This window comes from Phytohabitans maris, from assembly GCF_031085175.1.
Lineage (GTDB): Bacteria > Actinomycetota > Actinomycetes > Mycobacteriales > Micromonosporaceae > Phytohabitans > Phytohabitans maris.
On sequence record NZ_JAVHUY010000027.1, the window covers coordinates 79,804 to 98,155 of the forward strand.

Here is an 18,352-nt window from a genome sequence, read left to right on the forward strand (position 1 = left end):
TTTCACAGGAACGGGAACTAGGTGAGTTGTCAGGAAAGGGCGGGGAGGCGTACCGCGGCCGACAGGGCGTAGCTGATCGCGCCATGCAGCACCGCCTGGTCTCCGAGCACCGCCCGCCGTACCTCCGTCGCGGCGGGTGCCTCGGCGGAGACCAGGTGTTGGATCTGTGCCAGCGCCGCGTCGTCGAGCTGTGCCGCCGCGCCGCTGAGCAGTACCCGGCCCGGGTCGACGACACAGGCGCAGGAGACGATGAGCCGGGCCCATGCCTGGAGCACCTCGTCGAGGTACGCCCGGGCCGCGGCTGAGGTGTTGGCGAGCTCGATCAGCTCGCTGACCGGCGCCTCGGGGCGGCGGCCGGGGTGCAGCGCGACGACCCGCTCCGCGATCGCGTTGGCCGACCAGCGCGCCTCGAAGGGGCCGACCCCGCCGTACGCGCGGGCCGGCCCGGGGTCGAGCGGCAGGAAGCCGACCTCGCCGGCCGCGCCGCTCGCGCCGCGGCGCACCTTGCCGTCCAGGACGAGACCGGCGCCGATGCCGTCGGCGACATGCAGCAGCAACAGGTCGTCGACGTCCTTGCCGGCGCCGGCGACCCGCTCCCCCGCGGCCATGAGATTCACGTCGTTGTCGACCACGACGGGCACGCCGAGGGCGCTGCGCACCGACTGGCCGATCGGCTGCGCCTCGACCAGGCCGACCGAGGGGGCGAGCCGCACCGCGCCGTCCGACGAGACGCCGGGCACCGCGATCGCGACGCCGCAGAGCGCCGGCCGGTTGTCGGCGACCAGCTCGGCCACGAACTGGCAGACCGTCTCGACCATGTCGCCGCTGAGCCGGGACGTGCGGTGGGCGATCACCGCGCCGTTGCTGTCGGCGATCTCGCAGGTGATGCGGGGCGGCTCCAGGGAGACCGCCGCGACGAGCTCGGCGCGCGGGTTGAACTCGAGCATCGCCCGCGGCCGCCCGGTCGTCTGGGCGGCGGTGCCCCGCTCGATCAGGTACCCCTCCGCGATGAGCTCGCGCACCAGCGCGGTGAGCGTCGCGGGTGGGAGCCCGGTCCGCTCGGCGAGGTCGGCCCGGGACAGCAGGCGGGCCTGGCGGGCCGCCGAGATCACCGACTGGCGCTTGATCTCGCGCGACCGCTCCCGGCTGACCGGGCTGGTCGGGGTCTTCCCTTCGGTGATCACCGTTTCTTACTAGTGCGAAGAAAGTGGGTAGGTCAAGTCACGAAATGATCTCGCCCGACCACTGGAGGCGGTGACCAGAAGGGCATTATCCCGGCATATATGGATCTTACTGGCTATCGACCAGCGTTCATTCTTTCCATCGCGAAAAAACTGGACGACCGGGTATTGACGGCGCTTCAAGGTGATCTTTAGCGTTACCGCTCGAAGGTCCTTCCAGCGGTTACGGGCACGTCCCGGAGCGCTGCGACCGGCCGCGCCGGCGCCGCGGCGCGGATCGTGCACGCGGGATCGACACCGCCTGCGCACCTCAATCTTTTCTAGTCCGAATTAACTAGTTCGAATCAACTAGTCCGAATCAACTGGCGAGTCGCGACCGGATACCCGCGACATCCCCTGGGCCACCGATACCCCCTGCCCACCACACGAAGAGGTATGTCCACATGAGATGGCACGCCAAAGCGGTGATCGCCGCCTGCGGTCTACTGCTGACGGGCCTGGCCAGCCCCGCGCAAGCGAAACCGAGCCAGCCGATCGACCTCGACATCATGTTCATCGGCGCCCATCCTGACGACGAGGCCGGACAGCTGGGCATGTTCGGCTACTGGAACGAGACCCACGACATGAAGGCGGGCGTCATCACGATGACCCGCGGCGAGGGCGGCGGCAACGCGGTCGGCCTGGAGGAAGGGCCGGCGCTCGGCATCCTGCGCGAGGCCGAGGAGCGGCGCGCGGTCGGCTGGGCCGGCGTCGAGAACGTCTACAACCTCGACGCGCTCGACTTCTACTACACCGCGAGCGCGCCGCTGTCCGAACAGATCTGGGGATACCAGAACTCGCTGTCCCGCATCGTCCGGACCATCCGGGCCACCAAGCCCGAGGTCATCGTCACGATGAACCCGTCGGCGACCCAGGGCAACCACGGCAACCACCAGGAAGCCGCGATGCTGGCGGTCGAGGCGTTCTACGCCGCCGCCGACCCCAAGGCGTTCCCGGAGCAGATCCGGAAGGAAGGGCTCGAGCCGTTTCGGGTCGCCCGCCTCTTCCAGGCCGGCGGCAGCGGCTCCGGCGCGAACGGGCCGGCCTGCGAGACGGCGTTCACCCCGGCCCAGCCGACCAACGTCGTCTTCGGCACCTGGCAGGGGTACGAGTCGGCCCGCCACGACGGCACCCGGTGGAACCAGGTCAACGTCTGGGCCCGCCGCGAGTACGCCTCGCAGGGCTGGGCCAACACCGGGGACGCGGCCACCGACCCGGCGGCCATCGGCTGCAACCGGATCACGATGATCGACAGCCGGACCCCGTACCCGGACCCGCGGGTCGGCGGCACCGCCGCGCTACAGGGCACCAGCATCCGCGCGCGGGGCGGCCTCCCGCTCGGCACCGAGCTGCACGTCCGCCCGGAGAGCTGGGAGGTGCTGGCCGGGCAGCCGTTCGTGGTCAAGACCCACGTGCGGGCCACCAAGGCCGTCCCGGGCGCGCGGGTGATCCTCGAAGCGCCGCCGGGCTGGACCGTCAAGGGCAACGGCGACATCGGCGCCGTCACGCCCGAGAAGGAGTCGGTCGCCCGGTTCACGGTCACGCCGCCAACCAACCTGGTGGCCGGCGAACGGTTCCGGCTCAAGGCGACGATGACCACCAAGAAGGACGGCTGGGGCAGCAACACCACGCTGGTACAGGCGACCGCGCCGGTCCGGGGCACGCTGGAGCCGCTGCCCGAGGTGGGCGACTTCCGCGAGTGGACCGAGCGCAACGGCGTGCAGTCGCTCGACGCGCTGATCGACTCGATGCTGAGCATCCCGAGCGGCGGTACCCGGCCGGTCCGGGTCGACCTGACCAACCACGGCGACCAGGTGCAGTCCGGCACGGTGAAGCTCAGCGTCCCCACCGGTTTCGCCGTGGCCGAGGCGGAGCAGGGCTACAGCGGCCTGCGGCCCGGTGCCCGCGGCTCGGTCACGTTCACGGTGACGAACACCGACGCGTCGCTGCCGACCGCCAACCGCGCGCCCAACGACGGCCGCTACCCGGTGCGGATCGAGACGAGCTACACCGGCGGCAGCGCGGCCGAGCCCGGCGTCCTCAACATCGTGCCGGTCACGACGATCCCCAAGGCCGCGACGGCACCGGTGGTCGACGGCACGGCGGGCCCGGGCGAGTACACCGGTGAGGTCGTCGACATCTCCACCCGCTGGGAGGGGAGCGCGGCCCCGGCCGCCGACATCTCCGGCACGGCCCGGCTGGCGTACACCGACGACGCGGTCTACGCGCTCTTCGACATCACCGACGACGTGCTCGGTACGGTGCTGCCGCCGGAGGACTGCAAGCGGCCGCGGCGCAACGACAACATCGAGTTCGGCATCGACCCGCGCGGCGGCTCGCCGAACACGTCGACGGTGTTCAACGTGGCGCTCTTCCCGGCCACCGACGACCCGGCCCGCGGCAACCCGCCGTGCTACGCCCGGGAGCGGGACAACCACCAGGGTCCGGGCCCGCAGACCGCCCCCGGCATGTCGGTGGCGTCGGTCGTGACCGACAACCCCTACACCGGGTACCGGATCGAGGTGAAGGTGCCGTTCAGCGTCCTGCCGGACAATGTGGACGCCGCGACGATGGGCATGAACATCCTCGTGAACGACTCCGACACGCAGGACCTGTCGGCGCAGACCCGGGTCGGCTGGTCGACCTGGAGCGGCGTACGGGCCGACCCGTGGCGGTGGGGCGTGGCGCGCCTCGACGGCCACGCGACCCAGCCGTCGTCGCCGAACGAGCCGATCATCCCGGACACGGCGGCGCTGAGCGTCAACTCGCCGCAGACGATCCTCCAGTCCAGCAAGGACAAGGTCGCGCCGGGCGGCTGGACCGCACTGCCGGACGGCACGGTCCGGATCGGCGACGTGACCAAGCGGCGCGACGGCGTCGGGTTCGCGCTGAAGGCGGGCAAGCCGGGTACGGCCCGGGCCTTCGTCTGGGACGGCGACTCGGTGCTGGCGCAGACGACCGTCCAGTTTGGCCGGCGCGGCGAGACCGACGTGTGGCTCCCGCTGGGCGGCCCGCTCCCGAGCGGCACCACCCTGCTCGTCTCGTACCAGTCCGGTGACGCCACCACGGGTGTCGCGCGGCGGCTGCGCTGAGCGACGCGGTTTCACATCGCGGGTCGGGAGGGGCCGGCATCGCGCCGGCCCCTCCCGCTGCACTAGCTTGTCGGCCATGCCGACGGTGACGTTTGTGGACGAGACCCTCGCCGGTGCCCGCTCCGATGGCTGGGAGCTGGAGATCTTCGAGGAGCGGCTGCGCCTCGACGAGCTGATCCGGCGCCGGATCTACCAGGAGGTGGCTGAGCACAACGCCCGGCCGGCCGGCGACTTCCGCGGCCTGGTACGGCCCGCCGGCGGCCCGTCCGCACCGCGCCGCGTCGAGTGGGAGGCGCAGTACGAGCGGGCGCTGGAAGCCTTCCAGCGCAACGGGTTCGTGGTGCTGGTGGGCGATCGCCAGGTCACCGAGCTCGACCACGAGGTGGAGCTCTCCGCGCGCACCGAGGTGACGTTCCTCAAGCTGGTCCCGCTGGTGGGTGGCTGATGGGGAGCCGACAGGACGCCGAGACCATCGTGCGCGGGATCACCCGCCGCTTCGGTTCATCGCCGAGCTGGCGGGAGTGGCTGGTCACCGAGATGTGCCGCAAGCGGGTCGAGGTCACCCAGGCCGTCCGGGACCTGCTGGTGGAGCAGCCCGGCGAGTACGCGTCGACTCCCGACGAGCGCGCCACGCTCGCCTGGGTCGCCGAGCGCCTGGACGAGTACCTGCCGCGGCGGTACGCGATCCGGGACGGCCTGCCCGCCGCCGAGCTGGCCGAGCGGGTGCTCGCGATGCTCGCCTCCCTGGGGCCCGACTCCTCGTACTGGCAGAGCTCGGCCTGCAAGGAGATCGGTGACCTGCTGGTCGCCCAGGCCCCCGAGGCGCGGGTGGTGCTCTCCCGCGAGCTCGTGCGGGACCTCGACGCGCGCCACACCGCGGGCGTCGACACCCTGCTCGGCCGGCTCGTCGAGGCCGGCGCGGTCGACGTACCCGCGGTCCTGGGGTGGGCCGGCGGCGGCGAGACGATCGGCGTGCCGGGCGTCGACAAGCTGCTGGTCGCGGAGTCCGCCGCCGGCCGCGCATGGCCGCTCGCCCTGGCCGCGGCCCGCCGGCAGGCGGCCGCGTACGGCTGGGACGACCTGCCAGCGCTGCGGGCCGCCGAGCCGCTGTGGCCGCCGGTCAACGCCGGCGAGGCGTGGGCCGACCGGCTCATCGCGGATGTGGCGGCCATGCCCGAGCCGGGGCGCGATGCCTGGCGGGCCCTGCTCGCGCACGCCGCCGGTGCGCAGCAGGCCCGCCCCTCCGACCGGTGGCGCCGCACCGGGGCGGAACTCGCCGCGCGGGTCGACTTCTTCGCGTGTACGACCGGGTGGCTGGCGCTGGTCGGGCAGCCGCGCACCGCACGGCTGCGCGGGGGGCCGTTCGACGGGAGCGACCCCAACGAGGGCTTCGACCCGCACAACGCGACCGTGCTCCGCGGGCTGCTGTGGCTGCTGGCCGAATGCCCGCCGGAGCCGGCGCTCGTCCGCCTCTTCGGCGCGACGGTGGAGACCGCGCTGCGCAAGGTACCGGGCATCGGCCCGCGCAGCCCGAAGCTGGCCAACGCCGCCGTGTACGCACTGTCCCGGTTGGACGATCCGGCCGCCGTCGGTGAGCTCGCCCGCCTGTCCGTGCGGGTCACGCACAAAGGCAGCCAGAAGGAGCTCGACAAGGCGCTCAACGCGCGGGCGGCGGCGCTCGGCGTACCCCGCCAGGAGATCGACGAGCTGGCGATCCCCACGTACGGGCTGGAGGAGGTGGGCCACCGCGCCGAGAAGCTGGGCGCGACGGTCGCCGAGGTGCGCGTCACCGGCAACGAGGCCGTCCTGCGGTGGCGGAACGCCGCCGGCCGCCCGGTCAAGGCGCCGCCGGCCGAGGTGCGCCGCGACCACGGCGAGGCCCTCGCCGAGCTGAAGGCGTCGGTCAAGGAGATCGACAAGATGCTGGCCGCCCAGCGGGACCGGCTGGATCGGATGATCCTGTCCCGGCGGGAGTGGCCGTTCGACGCGTGGCGCGAGCGATACCTCGACCATCCGCTGGTCGGCACGCTGGCCCGGCGTCTGATCTGGACGGTCGGCGGCACGGCGTGCTGCTGGGCCGACAGCGCTCTGCGCACAGTGGACGATGCCGTGCTGGAGCCCGCCACCGGCGCGACGGTGGCGCTCTGGCACCCGATCGGCCAGCCGGTCGAGACCGTCCTGGCCTGGCGCGACTTTCTCGAACGGCACACCGTCACGCAACCGTTCAAGCAGGCGCACCGCGAGGTGTACGTGCTCACCGACGCCGAACGCGCCACCGCCACGTACTCCAACCGCTTCGCCGCCCACATCGTGCGCCAGCACCAGTTCCACGCGCTGGCGGCCGTGCGCGGCTGGCGCGACGTGCTGCGCATGATGGTCGACGACGAGTACCCGCCGCCCACCCGGCAGCTGCCCGAGTGGGGGCTGCGCGCGGAGTTCTGGGTGGAGGGCGCCGGCGACGAGTACGGCCGCGACACCACCGAGTCCGGCGCCTACCTACGGCTCGCCACCGACCAGGTGCGGTTCTATCCCATCGAGGCGCCGACGCATCACGCGCACGCCAACGGCGGCGGGTACCAGCAGTGGCTCGACGCCGACCAGCGCCCGACCGAACCGGTGCCGCTACGCGGCGTCCCGCCGCTCGTGCTCAGCGAGGTCATGCGGGACATCGACCTGTTCATCGGCGTCGCCAGCGTCGGCAACGACCCGACCTGGTCCGACGGCGGCCCGGAAGGCCGGTTCCGCGAGTACTGGACAGGCTACAGCTTCGGCGAGCTTTCCCAGACCGCCCGGACCCGCCGGGACCTGCTCACCCGGCTGCTGCCCAGGCTCGCCATCGCCGCCCGGTGCGAGATCGCCGGCCGGTTCCTGCGGGTCCGCGGCGACCTGTGCACATACAAGATCCACCTGGGCTCCGGCAACATCCTGATGGAACCGCACGACGAGTACCTGTGCATCGTGCCGGACCGGTCGGCACCGGCCGGCACCGACCAGCTGTTCCTGCCGTTCGAGGGCGACCGGACACTCGCGCTGGTGCTGAGCAAGGCGTTCCTCCTCGCCGACGACCGCAGGATCACCGATCCGACGATCCGCGGCCAACTCCACCGCGCCGCGGCCAGCGGCCGATCCACCTGAGGCCGGCACCGACCGGGAGTCGGGGAGGGCGGGGTTGCTCAGAGGGCGCCCGCGCCCGCCTCGGCGACGGTCTGGTCCTGCTCGCCGGTGCCGCCGCTGACGCCGACCGCACCGACCACCTCGCCGCCGCGGCGCAACGGGATGCCGCCCGCGAAGATCATCACACGGCCGTGGTTGCTGGCGTGGATGCCGTAGAACTGCTGCCCCGGCTGGGAGTTCGCGCCGAGGTCCTGGGTCGCGATGTCGAACGCCCGCGACGTCCACGCCTTGTTGACGCTGATGTCGACGCTCCCCATCCAGGCGCCGTCCATCCGCACGTGGGCGACGAGGTTGCCGCCGGCGTCGACCACCGCGATGTTCATCGGCTGGCCGATCTCGGCGGCCCGCGCCTCGGCGGCCTCGATGATCCGGCGGGCGTCGGCGAGGTTGACGGTCGCCATGCGTACTCCTTGCGGGGTGAGCGGGTGGTTGGGTGGCGTGCCGGCTCAGGCGGCGGGCTTGAGGACGACCTTGGAGTAGCCCTCCTCGCGCCGGTCGAACCGCGCGTACGCGTCGGGCGCGTCGCCGAGCGGGATCTGCTTGCTGACCACGAAGCTGGGCCGCGCGCGGCCGGCGATGATCAGGTCGCGCAGGTACCGGTTGTAGGCCTTGACGTTGGCCTGCCCGGTCCCGATCCGCTGGCCCTTCTCGAAGAGCTTGCCCACCCGAAACAGCAGTTCGCCGTTGGCCGAGTGCGGGTCGGGCGCGCCCGGGTCGTGCGGGACGTACAGCCCGACAACGCCGATCATGCCGGTGGCCCGGACGATGTCGATCAGGCTGTTGAGCACGCTCGCCGGCTGCTCCTCCCCGCTGGGCGCGCTGGCCTGGTACCCGACCGCGTCGACGCCCTTGTCGGTGCCGTCGCCGCCGGTCTGGTCGCGGATCTGCTCGACCGGGTCGCCCTTCGAATAGTCGACCGGGATCGCGCCGATCGACTCGGCGAGCTGGAGGCGCGACGGCACGCGGTCGACCGCGAACACCTTCGCCGCACCCATCATCAGCGCCGAGTACGCGGCCATCAGCCCCACGGGTCCGGCGCCCATGACCGCGATCGTCTCGCCGGGGCGCAGGTTGGTCATCGCCACGCCGTGGTAGCCGGTCGGGAAGATGTCGGCGAGCATCGCGAAGTCGTTCTCGTGCTCGCCGTCCTTCGGCAGCTGGAGGCAGTTGAAGTCGGCGAACGGCACGCGCAGGTACTCGGCCTGCCCGCCGCGGTAGGGGCCCATCGCCACGTAGCCGTACGCCCCGCCGCCGAAGCCGGGGTTGACCGTCAGGCAGAACCCCGTGTTGCCGGCGAGGCAGTTCTTGCAGAAGCCGCAGGCGACGTTGAAGGGCATCGAGACCCGGTCGCCCTTCTTCACCGAGCCGACACCGGAGCCGACCTCCACGACCGTGCCCATGTTTTCGTGGCCGAAGACCAGCCCGGGCTCCGCCTTGGTACGACCCTCGTACATGTGCAGGTCGGAACCGCAGATGGCGGTGGAGCTGACCTTGACGATGACGTCGGTCGGGTCCTCGATGCGCGGGTCCTCGACGGTGTCGACGGTGACGTTGCGCGGCCCGTGGTAGACGACCGCCTTCATGACCCGGCCCCGCCGCGGGCGGTGCTCAGCGCGATGCTCATGCCGAGCACGCTAGGTGGCGGGCATCCGCAACACGCCCGAAATGCAGGAATGCGGCACATTTGCGCTCCGCCGGCCGCGGCCGGCCCGGAGATCGCCCCCCGCGCGCCGGATCAGCGCGGGTCGGCCGGTTTGCGGGCGAGGACGAGCCGGCACCGCGGGCTGCCGTCCCGGCGCCGGCCCAGGGCGGGCAGGGCGGGGGCCGTCGTGGTGAAGCCGGCCGCCGCCAGGTCGTCGCGGAGCGCGGCCAGCGGGGTCGTGCGGTAGTACATGACGAACGGCGGCCGCCAGACCGCGTTGCGGACCCGCATGGCCAGGTCGAACCCGACCGCGGCCCAGTACGGCACCGAGGTGGGCGGCGGTGGCGCACCGAGCGGGAAGGCGAAGAGCCCGCCGGGTCGCAGCGCGCGGTACACCCCGGCGAAGAGGGCCGGCCGCTCGGCGGGGAGGAAGTGCCCGAGCGCGCCGAACGTGACGGCGAGGTCGAAGTGCCCGGCGAAGGGCAGGGCCCGGACGTCGGCCCGCACCCACGTGGCGTCCGGATGCGCGGCGCGCGCCTGCGCGAGCATGCCGGCGCTGAAGTCGACGCCCGTGATCAGCTCCGGGCAGCGGGGGCGGAGGACCGACATGCCCGCACCGGTACCGCAGCACACGTCCAGCCCCTTGCTGAACGGCCCGAGCTCGGCGAGCGCCTCGGTGGTCGCGGTGAGGACGCTCCGCGGGGTACGGAACGGGGTGTGGTCGAACTTCGGCGCCAGCAGGTCGTAGCCCCGCTCGACCGAGGAGAGCGCCTGAACGGCGAGTTCACGCAGCGACGGCCCGTGAGGCGAGAACACCGGCCGAGAGTACCCGCCGAGCCGGTGCCGTACCGCTCGCCGGTAGGGTACCTGCGGTACGATCCCGCCGACGGAGGACCGACCCGATGTACCGGCCCGTGCCCGCGCAGGTTGACCTGCCCGCACTCGACCACGAGGTGCTGCGTTTCTGGCACGCGGAGCGCGTCTTCGCCCGCAGCCTGGAGGAGGCCGAGGGGCGGCCCGACTGGATCTTCTACGAGGGGCCGCCGACCGCCAACGGCATGCCCGGCACCCACCACATCGAGGCCCGGGTCTTCAAGGACGTCTTCCCGCGCTACAAGACGATGAAGGGCTTCCGCGTCCCCCGCAAGGCCGGGTGGGACTGCCACGGCCTGCCGGTCGAGCTGGCCGTGGAAAAGGAGCTGGGCTTCACCGGCAAGCAGGACATCGAGGCGTACGGGATCGCCGAGTTCAACGCCCGGTGCCGCGAGTCGGTGACCCGGCACGCGGACGCGTTCGCCGAGCTGACCGAGCGCATGGGCTACTGGGTCGACATGGACGTCGCCTACCGCACCATGGACCCGGAGTACGTCGAGTCCGTGTGGTGGTCGCTCAAGCAGATCTTCGACAAGGGGCTGCTGGTCGAGGACTTCCGGGTCGCGCCGTGGTGCCCGCGCGACCAGACCGCGCTCTCCGACCACGAGCTGGCGCAGGGCTACGAAAACGACACCGACCCCTCCGTGTACGTGCGCTTCCCGCTCGTCTCCGGCCCGCTGGCCGGCCAGGCGTCGCTGCTGCTGTGGACGACGACCCCCTGGACCCTGGTGTCCAACACGGCCGTGGCGGTGCACCCCGAGGTCACGTACGTGGTGGCCACCGACGGCACCGAGCGGCTCGTGGTCGCCGAGGCGCTGGTGGAGCAGGCGCTCGGTGAGGGCTGGACGGTCACCGGGCAGAGCTTCGCCGGCAAGGAGCTGGAAAACTGGCGGTACACGCGGCCGTTCGACCTGGTCGACATCCCGGACGCGCACATCGTCATCCTCGCCGGGTACGTCACGGTCGACAGCGGCACGGGGCTGGTGCACCAGGCGCCCGCGTTCGGCGCCGACGACCTGGCCAGCTGCCGGGCGTACGGGCTGCCGATGGTCAACCCGGTGCGCCCGGACGGCACGTTCGCGCCGGAGGTCACACTCGTCGGCGGGAGGTTCTTCAAGGACGCCGACGCGCTGCTCGTCACCGACCTGCGCGAGCGCGGCCTGCTGTTTCGCGAGCGGCCGTACGAGCACAGCTACCCGCACTGCTGGCGCTGCCACACGCCGCTGATCTACTACGTGCAGCCGTCGTGGTACGTGCGGACGACCGAGATCCGCGACCAGCTGCTGCGGGAGAACGAGCGCACCAACTGGCAGCCCGAGACGATCAAGCACGGCAGGTACGGCGACTGGCTGACCAACAACGTCGACTGGGCGCTGTCGCGCTCGCGGTACTGGGGCACCCCGCTGCCCATCTGGCGCTGCCCGGCCGGGCACCTCACCTGTGTCGGCTCGCTCGCCGAGCTGGGTGAGCTGGCCGGCCGCGACCTGTCCAGCCTCGACCCGCACCGCCCGTTCGTCGACGACGTCACGCTGACCTGCGGCTGCGGCGCGACGGCCACCCGGGTCCCGGAGGTCGTCGACGCCTGGTACGACTCCGGCGCCATGCCGTTCGCCCAGTTCGGCTACCCGCACCGCGACCGGGAACGGTTCGAGGGCAGCTACCCGGCGCAGTTCATCTGCGAGGCGATCGACCAGACCCGGGGCTGGTTCTACACCCTGATGACGGTCGGCACGCTGGTGTTCGGCCGCTCGGCGTACGAGAACGTGGTCTGTCTCGGACACATCCTGGCCGAAGACGGCCGCAAGATGTCCAAGCACCTGGGCAACATCCTGGAGCCGATCCCGCTGCTGGAGCAGCACGGCGCCGACGCGGTCCGCTGGTTCATGGCGGCGGCCGGCTCCCCGTGGGCGGCCCGCCGGGTGGGGCACACCACGCTGCAGGAGGTCGTCCGCAAGACGCTGCTGACCTACTGGAACACGGTCGCCTTCCAGGCGCTCTACGGCCGTACCGCGGACTGGAAGCCGTCGGCCGCGGACCCGGCGCCGGCCGACCGGCCCGTCCTGGACCGGTGGGTGCTCTCCGAGCTCAACCTCCTGGTGCGCCGCGTCGACGCGGCGATGTCCACATTCGACACCCAGGAGGCCGGCAAGCTGCTCGCCGGGTTCGTCGACGACCTCTCCAACTGGTACGTGCGCCGCGGCCGCCGCCGCTTCTGGCGCGGCGACCCGGCCGCCCTGGCGACCCTGCACGACGCCCTGCGCACGGTGACGCTGCTGCTCGCGCCGATCGTCCCGTTCATCACCGAACGGGTCTGGCAGGACCTGGTCGTCGCCGTCGAGCCGGCGGCGGCCACGTCGGTGCACCTCGCCGCCTACCCCGAGGTCGACGAGTCCCTGATCGACCCGGACCTGGGCGCGCAGGTCGAGCTGACCCGGCGGCTGGTCGAGCTCGGCCGCACCGCGCGGGCCGGGTCCGGCGTCAAGACCCGCCAGCCGCTGTCCCGCTCGCTCGCCTCGGCACCGGGCTTCCCGGCGCTCGACCCCGAACTGGTCGCGCAGGTCGCGGCGGAGCTCAACGTCGCCGAGGTGCTGCCGGTCAGCGCCTCCGAGACGTCCCTTGTGGACACCACCGCCAAGGCGAACTTCCGGACCCTCGGCAAGCGGTTCGGCAAACGGGTACAGGCGGTGGCGAAGGCGATCGCCGCCGCGGACGCCGCCGCCCTCAAGCGCGACCTGGCCGCCGGCTCCGCCACCGTGACCGCCGACGGCGAGGAGATCACCCTCGGCCCCGACGAGGTCGTCGTCACCGAGACCCCGCGCGAGGGTTGGGCGGTCGCCTCGGACGCCGGCGCCAGCCTGGCGCTCGACCTGCACCTGACGCCGCAGCTGCGCCGGGCAGGGACGGCCCGCGAGGTGATCCGGCTGGTCCAGGAGGCCCGCAAGTCCAGCGGGCTCGAAGTCACCGACCGGATCCAGCTGCGCTACGAGGCCACGGACGGCGAGGTGGCGGCCGCGCTCGCCGAGCACCGCGACCTCGTGGCCGACGAGGTGCTCGCGACGAGCTTCGCCCCGGGTACCCCGGACTGGCCGGCCCCGGCACACCAGGACGCCAGCCTCGGCCTCACCTTCTGGCTCCGCAAGACGCGGTAGACGGCTCCCGTTCAAGGGCTGCCGGGGATTACAGGCCGGCGAGGCGCTCCTCGACGGCGCGGGTGTCGGGATGGTCGGCGCCGTGCACCCGCCGGTACGACTCCAGGGCGGCGGTCAGCTCGGCCACGGCCTCGCCGCGCAGTCCGCGCAGGCGCAGGATCTCGGCGAGGTTGATCCGTACGGCGAGCGTGGCGGGATGGTCCTCCCCCATCGTGCGCAGGCGTTCGGCGAGGGTGGCCCGGTGGTCGGCGTCGAGGGTGGCGAGCACCGCGGGGTCGGTGTCCTGGTCGACGACCACGCCCTGGCCGGACGCGATCTGGTCGAGCCACTCCAGGTAGCCGGGCGGGTCGTCCTCGCCCATCCGCGGCAGCACCGCGAGGTACGCCGGTGAGCGCAGCGCCGGTCCCGCCGCGCGGACGAGCTCGGCCGCCCGGGCGAAGTCGACGTCGACGAGGACGTTGAGCAGGACGTTGGCGCACTTGGCCTGTTCCACCAGGATCGCCTCGTCGGTGCCGCCGTCCGCCTCGGCGAGCGCCGCCACGTCCTCGTACGCCGCCGTCGCCAGGTCGAGCCGGCCGTTGCGCAGGTGACAGCGGATGGCGTTGAAGGCGGCCATGACCCGCGCGTCCCGCAACACCTCGGCGGCCGGGTACCGGGTGGTCAGCGCGGTGAGGGCGCGGTGCGCGGCGGCGACGTTCGCCGGGTCGTCGCGCGCGCCGTAGGCCCGGATGGCGCCGAACCCGATGAACGCGAGGCTGTCCAGGATCCGGGCCTCGGCGCGGTGGCCGGGAAACGACGTGAGGACCGAGACGCCGAACCGCAGGACGTCGTCGCCGAGTTCGGCGAGCCGGTCGCCCTCCTCGGCGAGGACGAACAGCCGCCCGGTCATGTGTACCGCGGCGAACACCTGGTCGGTCTGGTCCGGCCGGTAGAGCGGGATCAGGTGCTCGACGGCGTCCCGTTCGGCGGCGAACGCCTCGGCTCCGCGGCCGGCCCGCCCCAGCCGGATCGACTGCGTGTGCGCCGCCACGACCCGGTCCAGGTCGTGTGCCGCGGTCTGCACCGCCTCGGCCGCGTCGGCGAGCGCCGCCTCGACGTCCGCCGCCCGCTCGCGGATCCGGCTGCGGGCCATCAGCGCCCGCTGGAGCGGCAGCCGGCCCACCTCGCCGAACCTCTCGATCAGCGCCTGGGCGCTCTCCACCGCCGCCGCGGCGGCGAGTGCGGCCTCCGCCGGCCGGTCGTCGGCAAGCCACGCGAGGCCGAGGTCGACCTGCGCGTCCACGGCCGCGACGAACGGGTCGGGGTCCTCCCCGGACATGCTCTTGACCAGCCCCGCCAGGTACGCCGCACCGGACCGGACCTCGTCGAGCCGCCGCCGTACGCCGGCGTCCTCCAGCACCTGGAGCGCCGCCGCCATGAGGTACGGCAGGACGAGCGGAGCGGCGGCCGCGGCGCCGTCGGGGTCGCCGCGCACCGCGCTGGCGAGGCAGCGCGCGGTGGCGAGGACGGCCTTGGCGTGGGCGAGGCCGTACGCGTCCGGAGCCTGGGCCGCCCGCTCCCGCAGCATGCCCAGGGCGCGGACGGCGGCCGGCAGCGCCTCGGCGGGGCGTTTCAGGTCGTCGAGGACCTGCGCCCGCCCGAGCAGCGCGAGCGCCAGCCCGTAGTAGAGCTCGCCGACCTCTTCGGGCGGGACGGCCGGCACGGTACGGCCCGGTGGCACGGCCGCCGCCGGCGCGCCGGTCAGCGCGCCGTACGCGACCGCCGCCCGGTCGAAGGCGGCCAGCGCCCGATCGCTCAGGCCCGCGCGGAGCAGCCGCTCACCCAGCGCGTACCAGGCGGCGGCGCCGGCGGCGAGGCCGTCGAGGCGCAACTGGGTGAGCAGGCCGACCGACTGCTCCGCGAGGTGGATCGCCTCGTCGTGGTCGCCGGCCACCGACAGGCAGGCGGACAGCACCCGCGCGGCGTGCAGCAGCACGTGTGGATGGTCGGCGGCCAGCGGCCGGGCCAGGGCGAGCGCCTCCCGGGCCATCCGGACCGCCCGGTCGAGGTCGCCGGTCTCCAGCAGGCGCTCGGCGTGCTCGGCGGCGAGGCCGACGCCCTCCGGCGTACCGGCGACCGCCCCGCGCTCCAGCAGCATCCCGGTGATCAGGGCGGCGGTCGACTGCAACGCGCTTGTGTACGGCGGGATCCGCGCCCGCGCCGCCACGAGGACCTCGGTAGGCAGGTCGACCTCGCCGAGGAGCACGTCGACCACGCGGGGCATCGGGTGGCCGGTCTCCACGCCGACCTGGATCGCCGGCCCGAGCAGCCCGGCCGGGTCGGCGAGCAGCGCCCGGTGGATCCACTCGCCGACGTCCTGTTCCCGCTGCGCGAGCCGGGTCAGCACCGTCAGCGCGTTGACGGCCTGCCGTTCATCGAACGGCACCGAAGGCCCCGAGCAGCAACGGGTCGTCGTCGATCGTGGCCGCGACGAGGTGCTCCCCCAGCAGGTCGGGCTGGACGCCGGCGAGCCAGGCGTCGGCCGGGTACAGCCCGTGCAGCACCGTCGCGACCCGGGCGAGCACGGCCTGCGGCTGGTCGGCGAGCAGCGGCGCCTGGCGCAGCAGCTCGATCGCCTGCCCGAGCGAGGTGGCGCCGCCGGCCATCGTGGCCAGCGCGGCGGCCTGCCGGATCGGCTGCCCGGCGAGCCCGGCCAGGCCGGCGGCGTGCAGGCCACCGTCGAGATAGGACTGTTCGCGCCGCAGGGCGAAGTCGAGCAGTGCCCCCTCGGTGGCCGCCGGGTCGCCCAGGACGAGGGCGAGGGCCCGCAGGTGGATGAAGAGCACCCGGTCGAACAGCGGCCCGCCCAACCCGTCGGCGAGCCCGTCCGGTGTGGCCAGGCCGAGTACCCCGGCGAAGGCGGCCGCGGCCCGGCGGTGGGTCTCGCTCCGGGCCGCCGGGTCGACCGCCAGCGGGTCGATCTCCCGCCGCGCGACGGCCGGCCCGTTGACGAAGTCGCCGACCGGACCCGAGCTGTGCCGCAGCTCCAACCACCAGTCGCCGGCGGAGCGGGCGAGCAGCACGAGACGCACCCGGACGTGGGCTCGCAGCGCCGCCTGGATCAGGCTCGCGGTCGCCGGCCGCCGGGTCTCCGCGTAGTCGACGACCACCAGTACGCCCCGGCTGCCGGTCGCGAGCAGCTCCAGCTGGTCGGTCGACACGGCCTGGACGGACGGGTGCAGGAACCCCGCCCGCCACGACGCGTTTCGGGCCCGGGCGCACAACTCGATCGACAGCCGGGTCTTGCCCATGCCGCCGGAGCCGGTCAGCGCGGTCAGGGCGGTCATCGGACCGGTCGAGAGCCAGCCGAGCAGCTCGTCGAGCGCCCGCTCACGGCCGTGGAACGGCACGATGCCGTACTGCGCCCGGAGCAGCGCGCTCGGCGGGTACTGGTCCTGCCACCACGGCCAGGTCGCCTCGGTCAGGATCGCGCCGGCCCGCATCACGTCCAGCGTGTGGCGCAGCTCGTCCGAGGCCTCCCGCTGATCCGCCAGCCGGCTCAGCAGTGCCCGCTGGAACTCCCGCTCGAGGTCGGGCAGCTCGCCGCCGGCTTCGACCAGCGCCCGTACCGTCGCGTCGAGCCCCAGCCCGCAGAGGCGGCGGTCGGCCTCGTCCAGATCGGCGAGCGGGCCGGCCGCGCGGGCCGTCACGAGCGCGACCGCGCGGTCGGCGTCCAGGTTTACCGCGACGAGGTCGGCCGCCGTCAGCGGGTGCGCCGCCAGCACGTCGGAGACGGCGCCGAGCGCCCGCCCCACCGCGTCCTGGTCGAGGTGCTCGGCCGCCGCGAACCGGGCCAGCGCCTCCTCGACCGCACCCGTGATCCGCTTCAGCTGCTGCCGCGAACGCCCGTCCGAGGCACCGAACGCGAACTCGATCGCCTGGGCGCCGGCCTCCTGCAAACCGCCCGGTACCCCGCCGAACAGACCCGCGAGCGCGACCTTCGCGACGGCCGCGCCGAGCTGCCGGGCATCCCGGGCCATCCTGCCTCCGTCACGACGAGTTGCCGCAGTATCGCACGCTGGCCGCGGGCTCGACCGTCGCCTTTCTTACTCACGCCGTCGACGTACCCGGCAGTGGGCCGCGCTCCTCGCCCGCGCAATTCGCTGGTCCGATCGGGGTCGGGCGAGCGAGCATGGTCGGCATGGTGGGGGATCGAGGGTGAGGCTGCCGCTTCAGGGCGGGCTGCCGCCGGCCGATACGGTGGCCGGCCCCGTCGTGGAGATCGCCTGTGACGAGTCCGGGTTTTCCGGCACCAACCTGCTCCACCCGGCCACCCCGGTGATCACGCACGCGAGTGTCGACCTGGGCGTCGGCGAGGCGGTCGGCGTGATCGCGACCCTGCGTTCCGGGTACCGGTTCTCCCCGCACGAGTTCAAGTCCGGGCAGTTCCTGCGCAGCCCGAAGGCGGGCGAGGCGCTGGACTCGTTCCTCACCGCGCTGGCCGGGCGGGCGCACGTCCATCTGGTCGACAAGGAGTTCTTCCTGGCCACCCGGATCGTCGACCTGCTCCTGGCGAAGCCGTCGTACGCGGCCGGTACCCGGCTGACCCGGGACCAGCGTCCGGCCGCCCTCGCGCTGTACCGGGCCGGGCGCGCCGCCGGCCCCGACTGGCGCGACTTCCTCACGGCCTTCGTCGACCTGGTCCGGATCAAGCGCCGGCACCGGCCGGACCGCCAGGCCCTGGAGCGGTTCTTCCAGGCGCGGGACGCGCTGGCCCGGAACGACGGGCTCGACCCGGCGGCCGGAGATGTCCTCGACGCGCTCAGCCGCACCCGGGTGTGGGCCGTGCTGAACCGGCTCAGCGACGACGACCAGTCGATCCCGCCGCCGCTGGAGCCGATGCTGCCGGCGCTCGCCGAGACCGTCCTGTTCTGGAGCCGCCGGCAGCGGCAGGTGCTGGTGATCCACGACGAGCAGAGCGCCCTCACCGCCGGCCGGCTGAGCCGCCTGCGGAAGGTGCTGGCCGGTGCTTCGCCGGCCGGGGTCTCGCCGCTGGCCGGGCTGGTGATGGTCGACTCCCGGGACGATCCGCGGGTCCAGGTCGCCGACCTCCTCGCCGGCGTGGCCCGGCGGCTGCCCGGCATCGCCGACGGCGGTCCACTCCGGCCGTTCCTCTCCCCGACCTCGCTGCACGACCCCGAGCGCTGAGAGCGGCGCCCACTT

The 18,352-nt window shown here is 73.4% G+C and carries 11 protein-coding genes; 5 read left to right on the top strand and 6 right to left on the bottom strand.

The annotated features are described in order from the left end of the window. Positions 1–29 precede the first annotated feature (29 nt). Complete coding sequence (locus tag RB614_RS26490; RefSeq protein WP_308715349.1) at positions 30–1,184, bottom strand: ROK family transcriptional regulator; 1,155 nt, start codon at positions 1,182–1,184, stop codon at positions 30–32. 440 nt (positions 1,185–1,624) lie between these two features. Between RB614_RS26490 and RB614_RS26495 the strand changes: the two genes are divergently transcribed. The 3 genes from RB614_RS26495 (at position 1,625) to RB614_RS26505 (ending at position 7,447) form a co-directional block, all read left to right on the top strand. Next, positions 1,625–4,312, top strand: a complete 2,688-nt coding sequence (locus RB614_RS26495; protein ID WP_308715350.1) for a sugar-binding protein — start codon at positions 1,625–1,627, stop codon at positions 4,310–4,312. A 76-nt stretch (positions 4,313–4,388) separates the two neighbouring features. Then, entirely contained in the window at positions 4,389–4,757 is a 369-nt protein-coding gene (locus RB614_RS26500; RefSeq protein WP_308715351.1) for a hypothetical protein, read from the top strand. Beyond that, positions 4,757–7,447 carry a DUF4132 domain-containing protein gene (locus RB614_RS26505; RefSeq protein ID WP_308715352.1) on the top strand — a complete coding sequence of 897 codons (2,691 nt, stop codon included), beginning with the start codon at positions 4,757–4,759 and terminating at the stop codon, positions 7,445–7,447. The genes RB614_RS26500 and RB614_RS26505 overlap by 1 nt, the downstream gene beginning before the upstream one ends. Before the next feature lie 38 nt (positions 7,448–7,485). Here the strand turns inward: RB614_RS26505 and RB614_RS26510 are convergent, their stop codons facing one another. The 3 genes from RB614_RS26510 to RB614_RS26520 all read right to left on the bottom strand — a co-directional run bounded on the left by RB614_RS26510 (position 7,486) and on the right by RB614_RS26520 (position 9,944). Continuing rightward, complete coding sequence (locus RB614_RS26510) at positions 7,486–7,887, bottom strand: GlcG/HbpS family heme-binding protein (RefSeq protein ID WP_308715353.1); 402 nt, start codon at positions 7,885–7,887, stop codon at positions 7,486–7,488. A 45-nt stretch (positions 7,888–7,932) separates the two neighbouring features. Further along, on the bottom strand, positions 7,933–9,069 hold the full coding sequence (locus RB614_RS26515; protein WP_308715354.1) for a glutathione-independent formaldehyde dehydrogenase: 1,137 nt from the start codon (positions 9,067–9,069) through the stop codon (positions 7,933–7,935). A gap of 152 nt (positions 9,070–9,221) precedes the next feature. Then, on the bottom strand, positions 9,222–9,944 hold the full coding sequence (locus RB614_RS26520) for a class I SAM-dependent methyltransferase (RefSeq protein WP_308715355.1): 723 nt from the start codon (positions 9,942–9,944) through the stop codon (positions 9,222–9,224). 86 nt (positions 9,945–10,030) lie between these two features. Here RB614_RS26520 and ileS point away from each other — a divergent pair, with 86 nt between their 5' ends. Further along, positions 10,031–13,150 (top strand): isoleucine--tRNA ligase, encoded by a 3,120-nt coding sequence (gene ileS / locus RB614_RS26525; RefSeq protein WP_308715356.1) that lies wholly within the window; start codon positions 10,031–10,033, stop codon positions 13,148–13,150. A gap of 28 nt (positions 13,151–13,178) precedes the next feature. On the opposite strand, the gene RB614_RS26530 is transcribed toward ileS, so the two are convergent. Together RB614_RS26530 and RB614_RS26535 are read right to left on the bottom strand one after the other, a co-directional pair. Continuing rightward, positions 13,179–15,575 carry a tetratricopeptide repeat protein gene (locus RB614_RS26530; protein WP_308715357.1) on the bottom strand — a complete coding sequence of 799 codons (2,397 nt, stop codon included), beginning with the start codon at positions 15,573–15,575 and terminating at the stop codon, positions 13,179–13,181. Next, the gene (locus RB614_RS26535; protein ID WP_308715358.1) at positions 15,562–17,169 is read right to left on the bottom strand and encodes an NACHT N-terminal Helical domain 1-containing protein; all 1,608 of its coding nucleotides are present in this window, start codon (positions 17,167–17,169) and stop codon (positions 15,562–15,564) included. Before RB614_RS26535 ends, RB614_RS26530 begins: the two co-directional genes overlap by 14 nt. 178 nt (positions 17,170–17,347) lie before the next feature. Between RB614_RS26535 and RB614_RS26540 the strand changes: the two genes are divergently transcribed. Further along, the gene (locus RB614_RS26540; protein ID WP_308715359.1) at positions 17,348–18,337 is read left to right on the top strand and encodes a hypothetical protein; all 990 of its coding nucleotides are present in this window, start codon (positions 17,348–17,350) and stop codon (positions 18,335–18,337) included. Positions 18,338–18,352 lie beyond the last annotated feature (15 nt).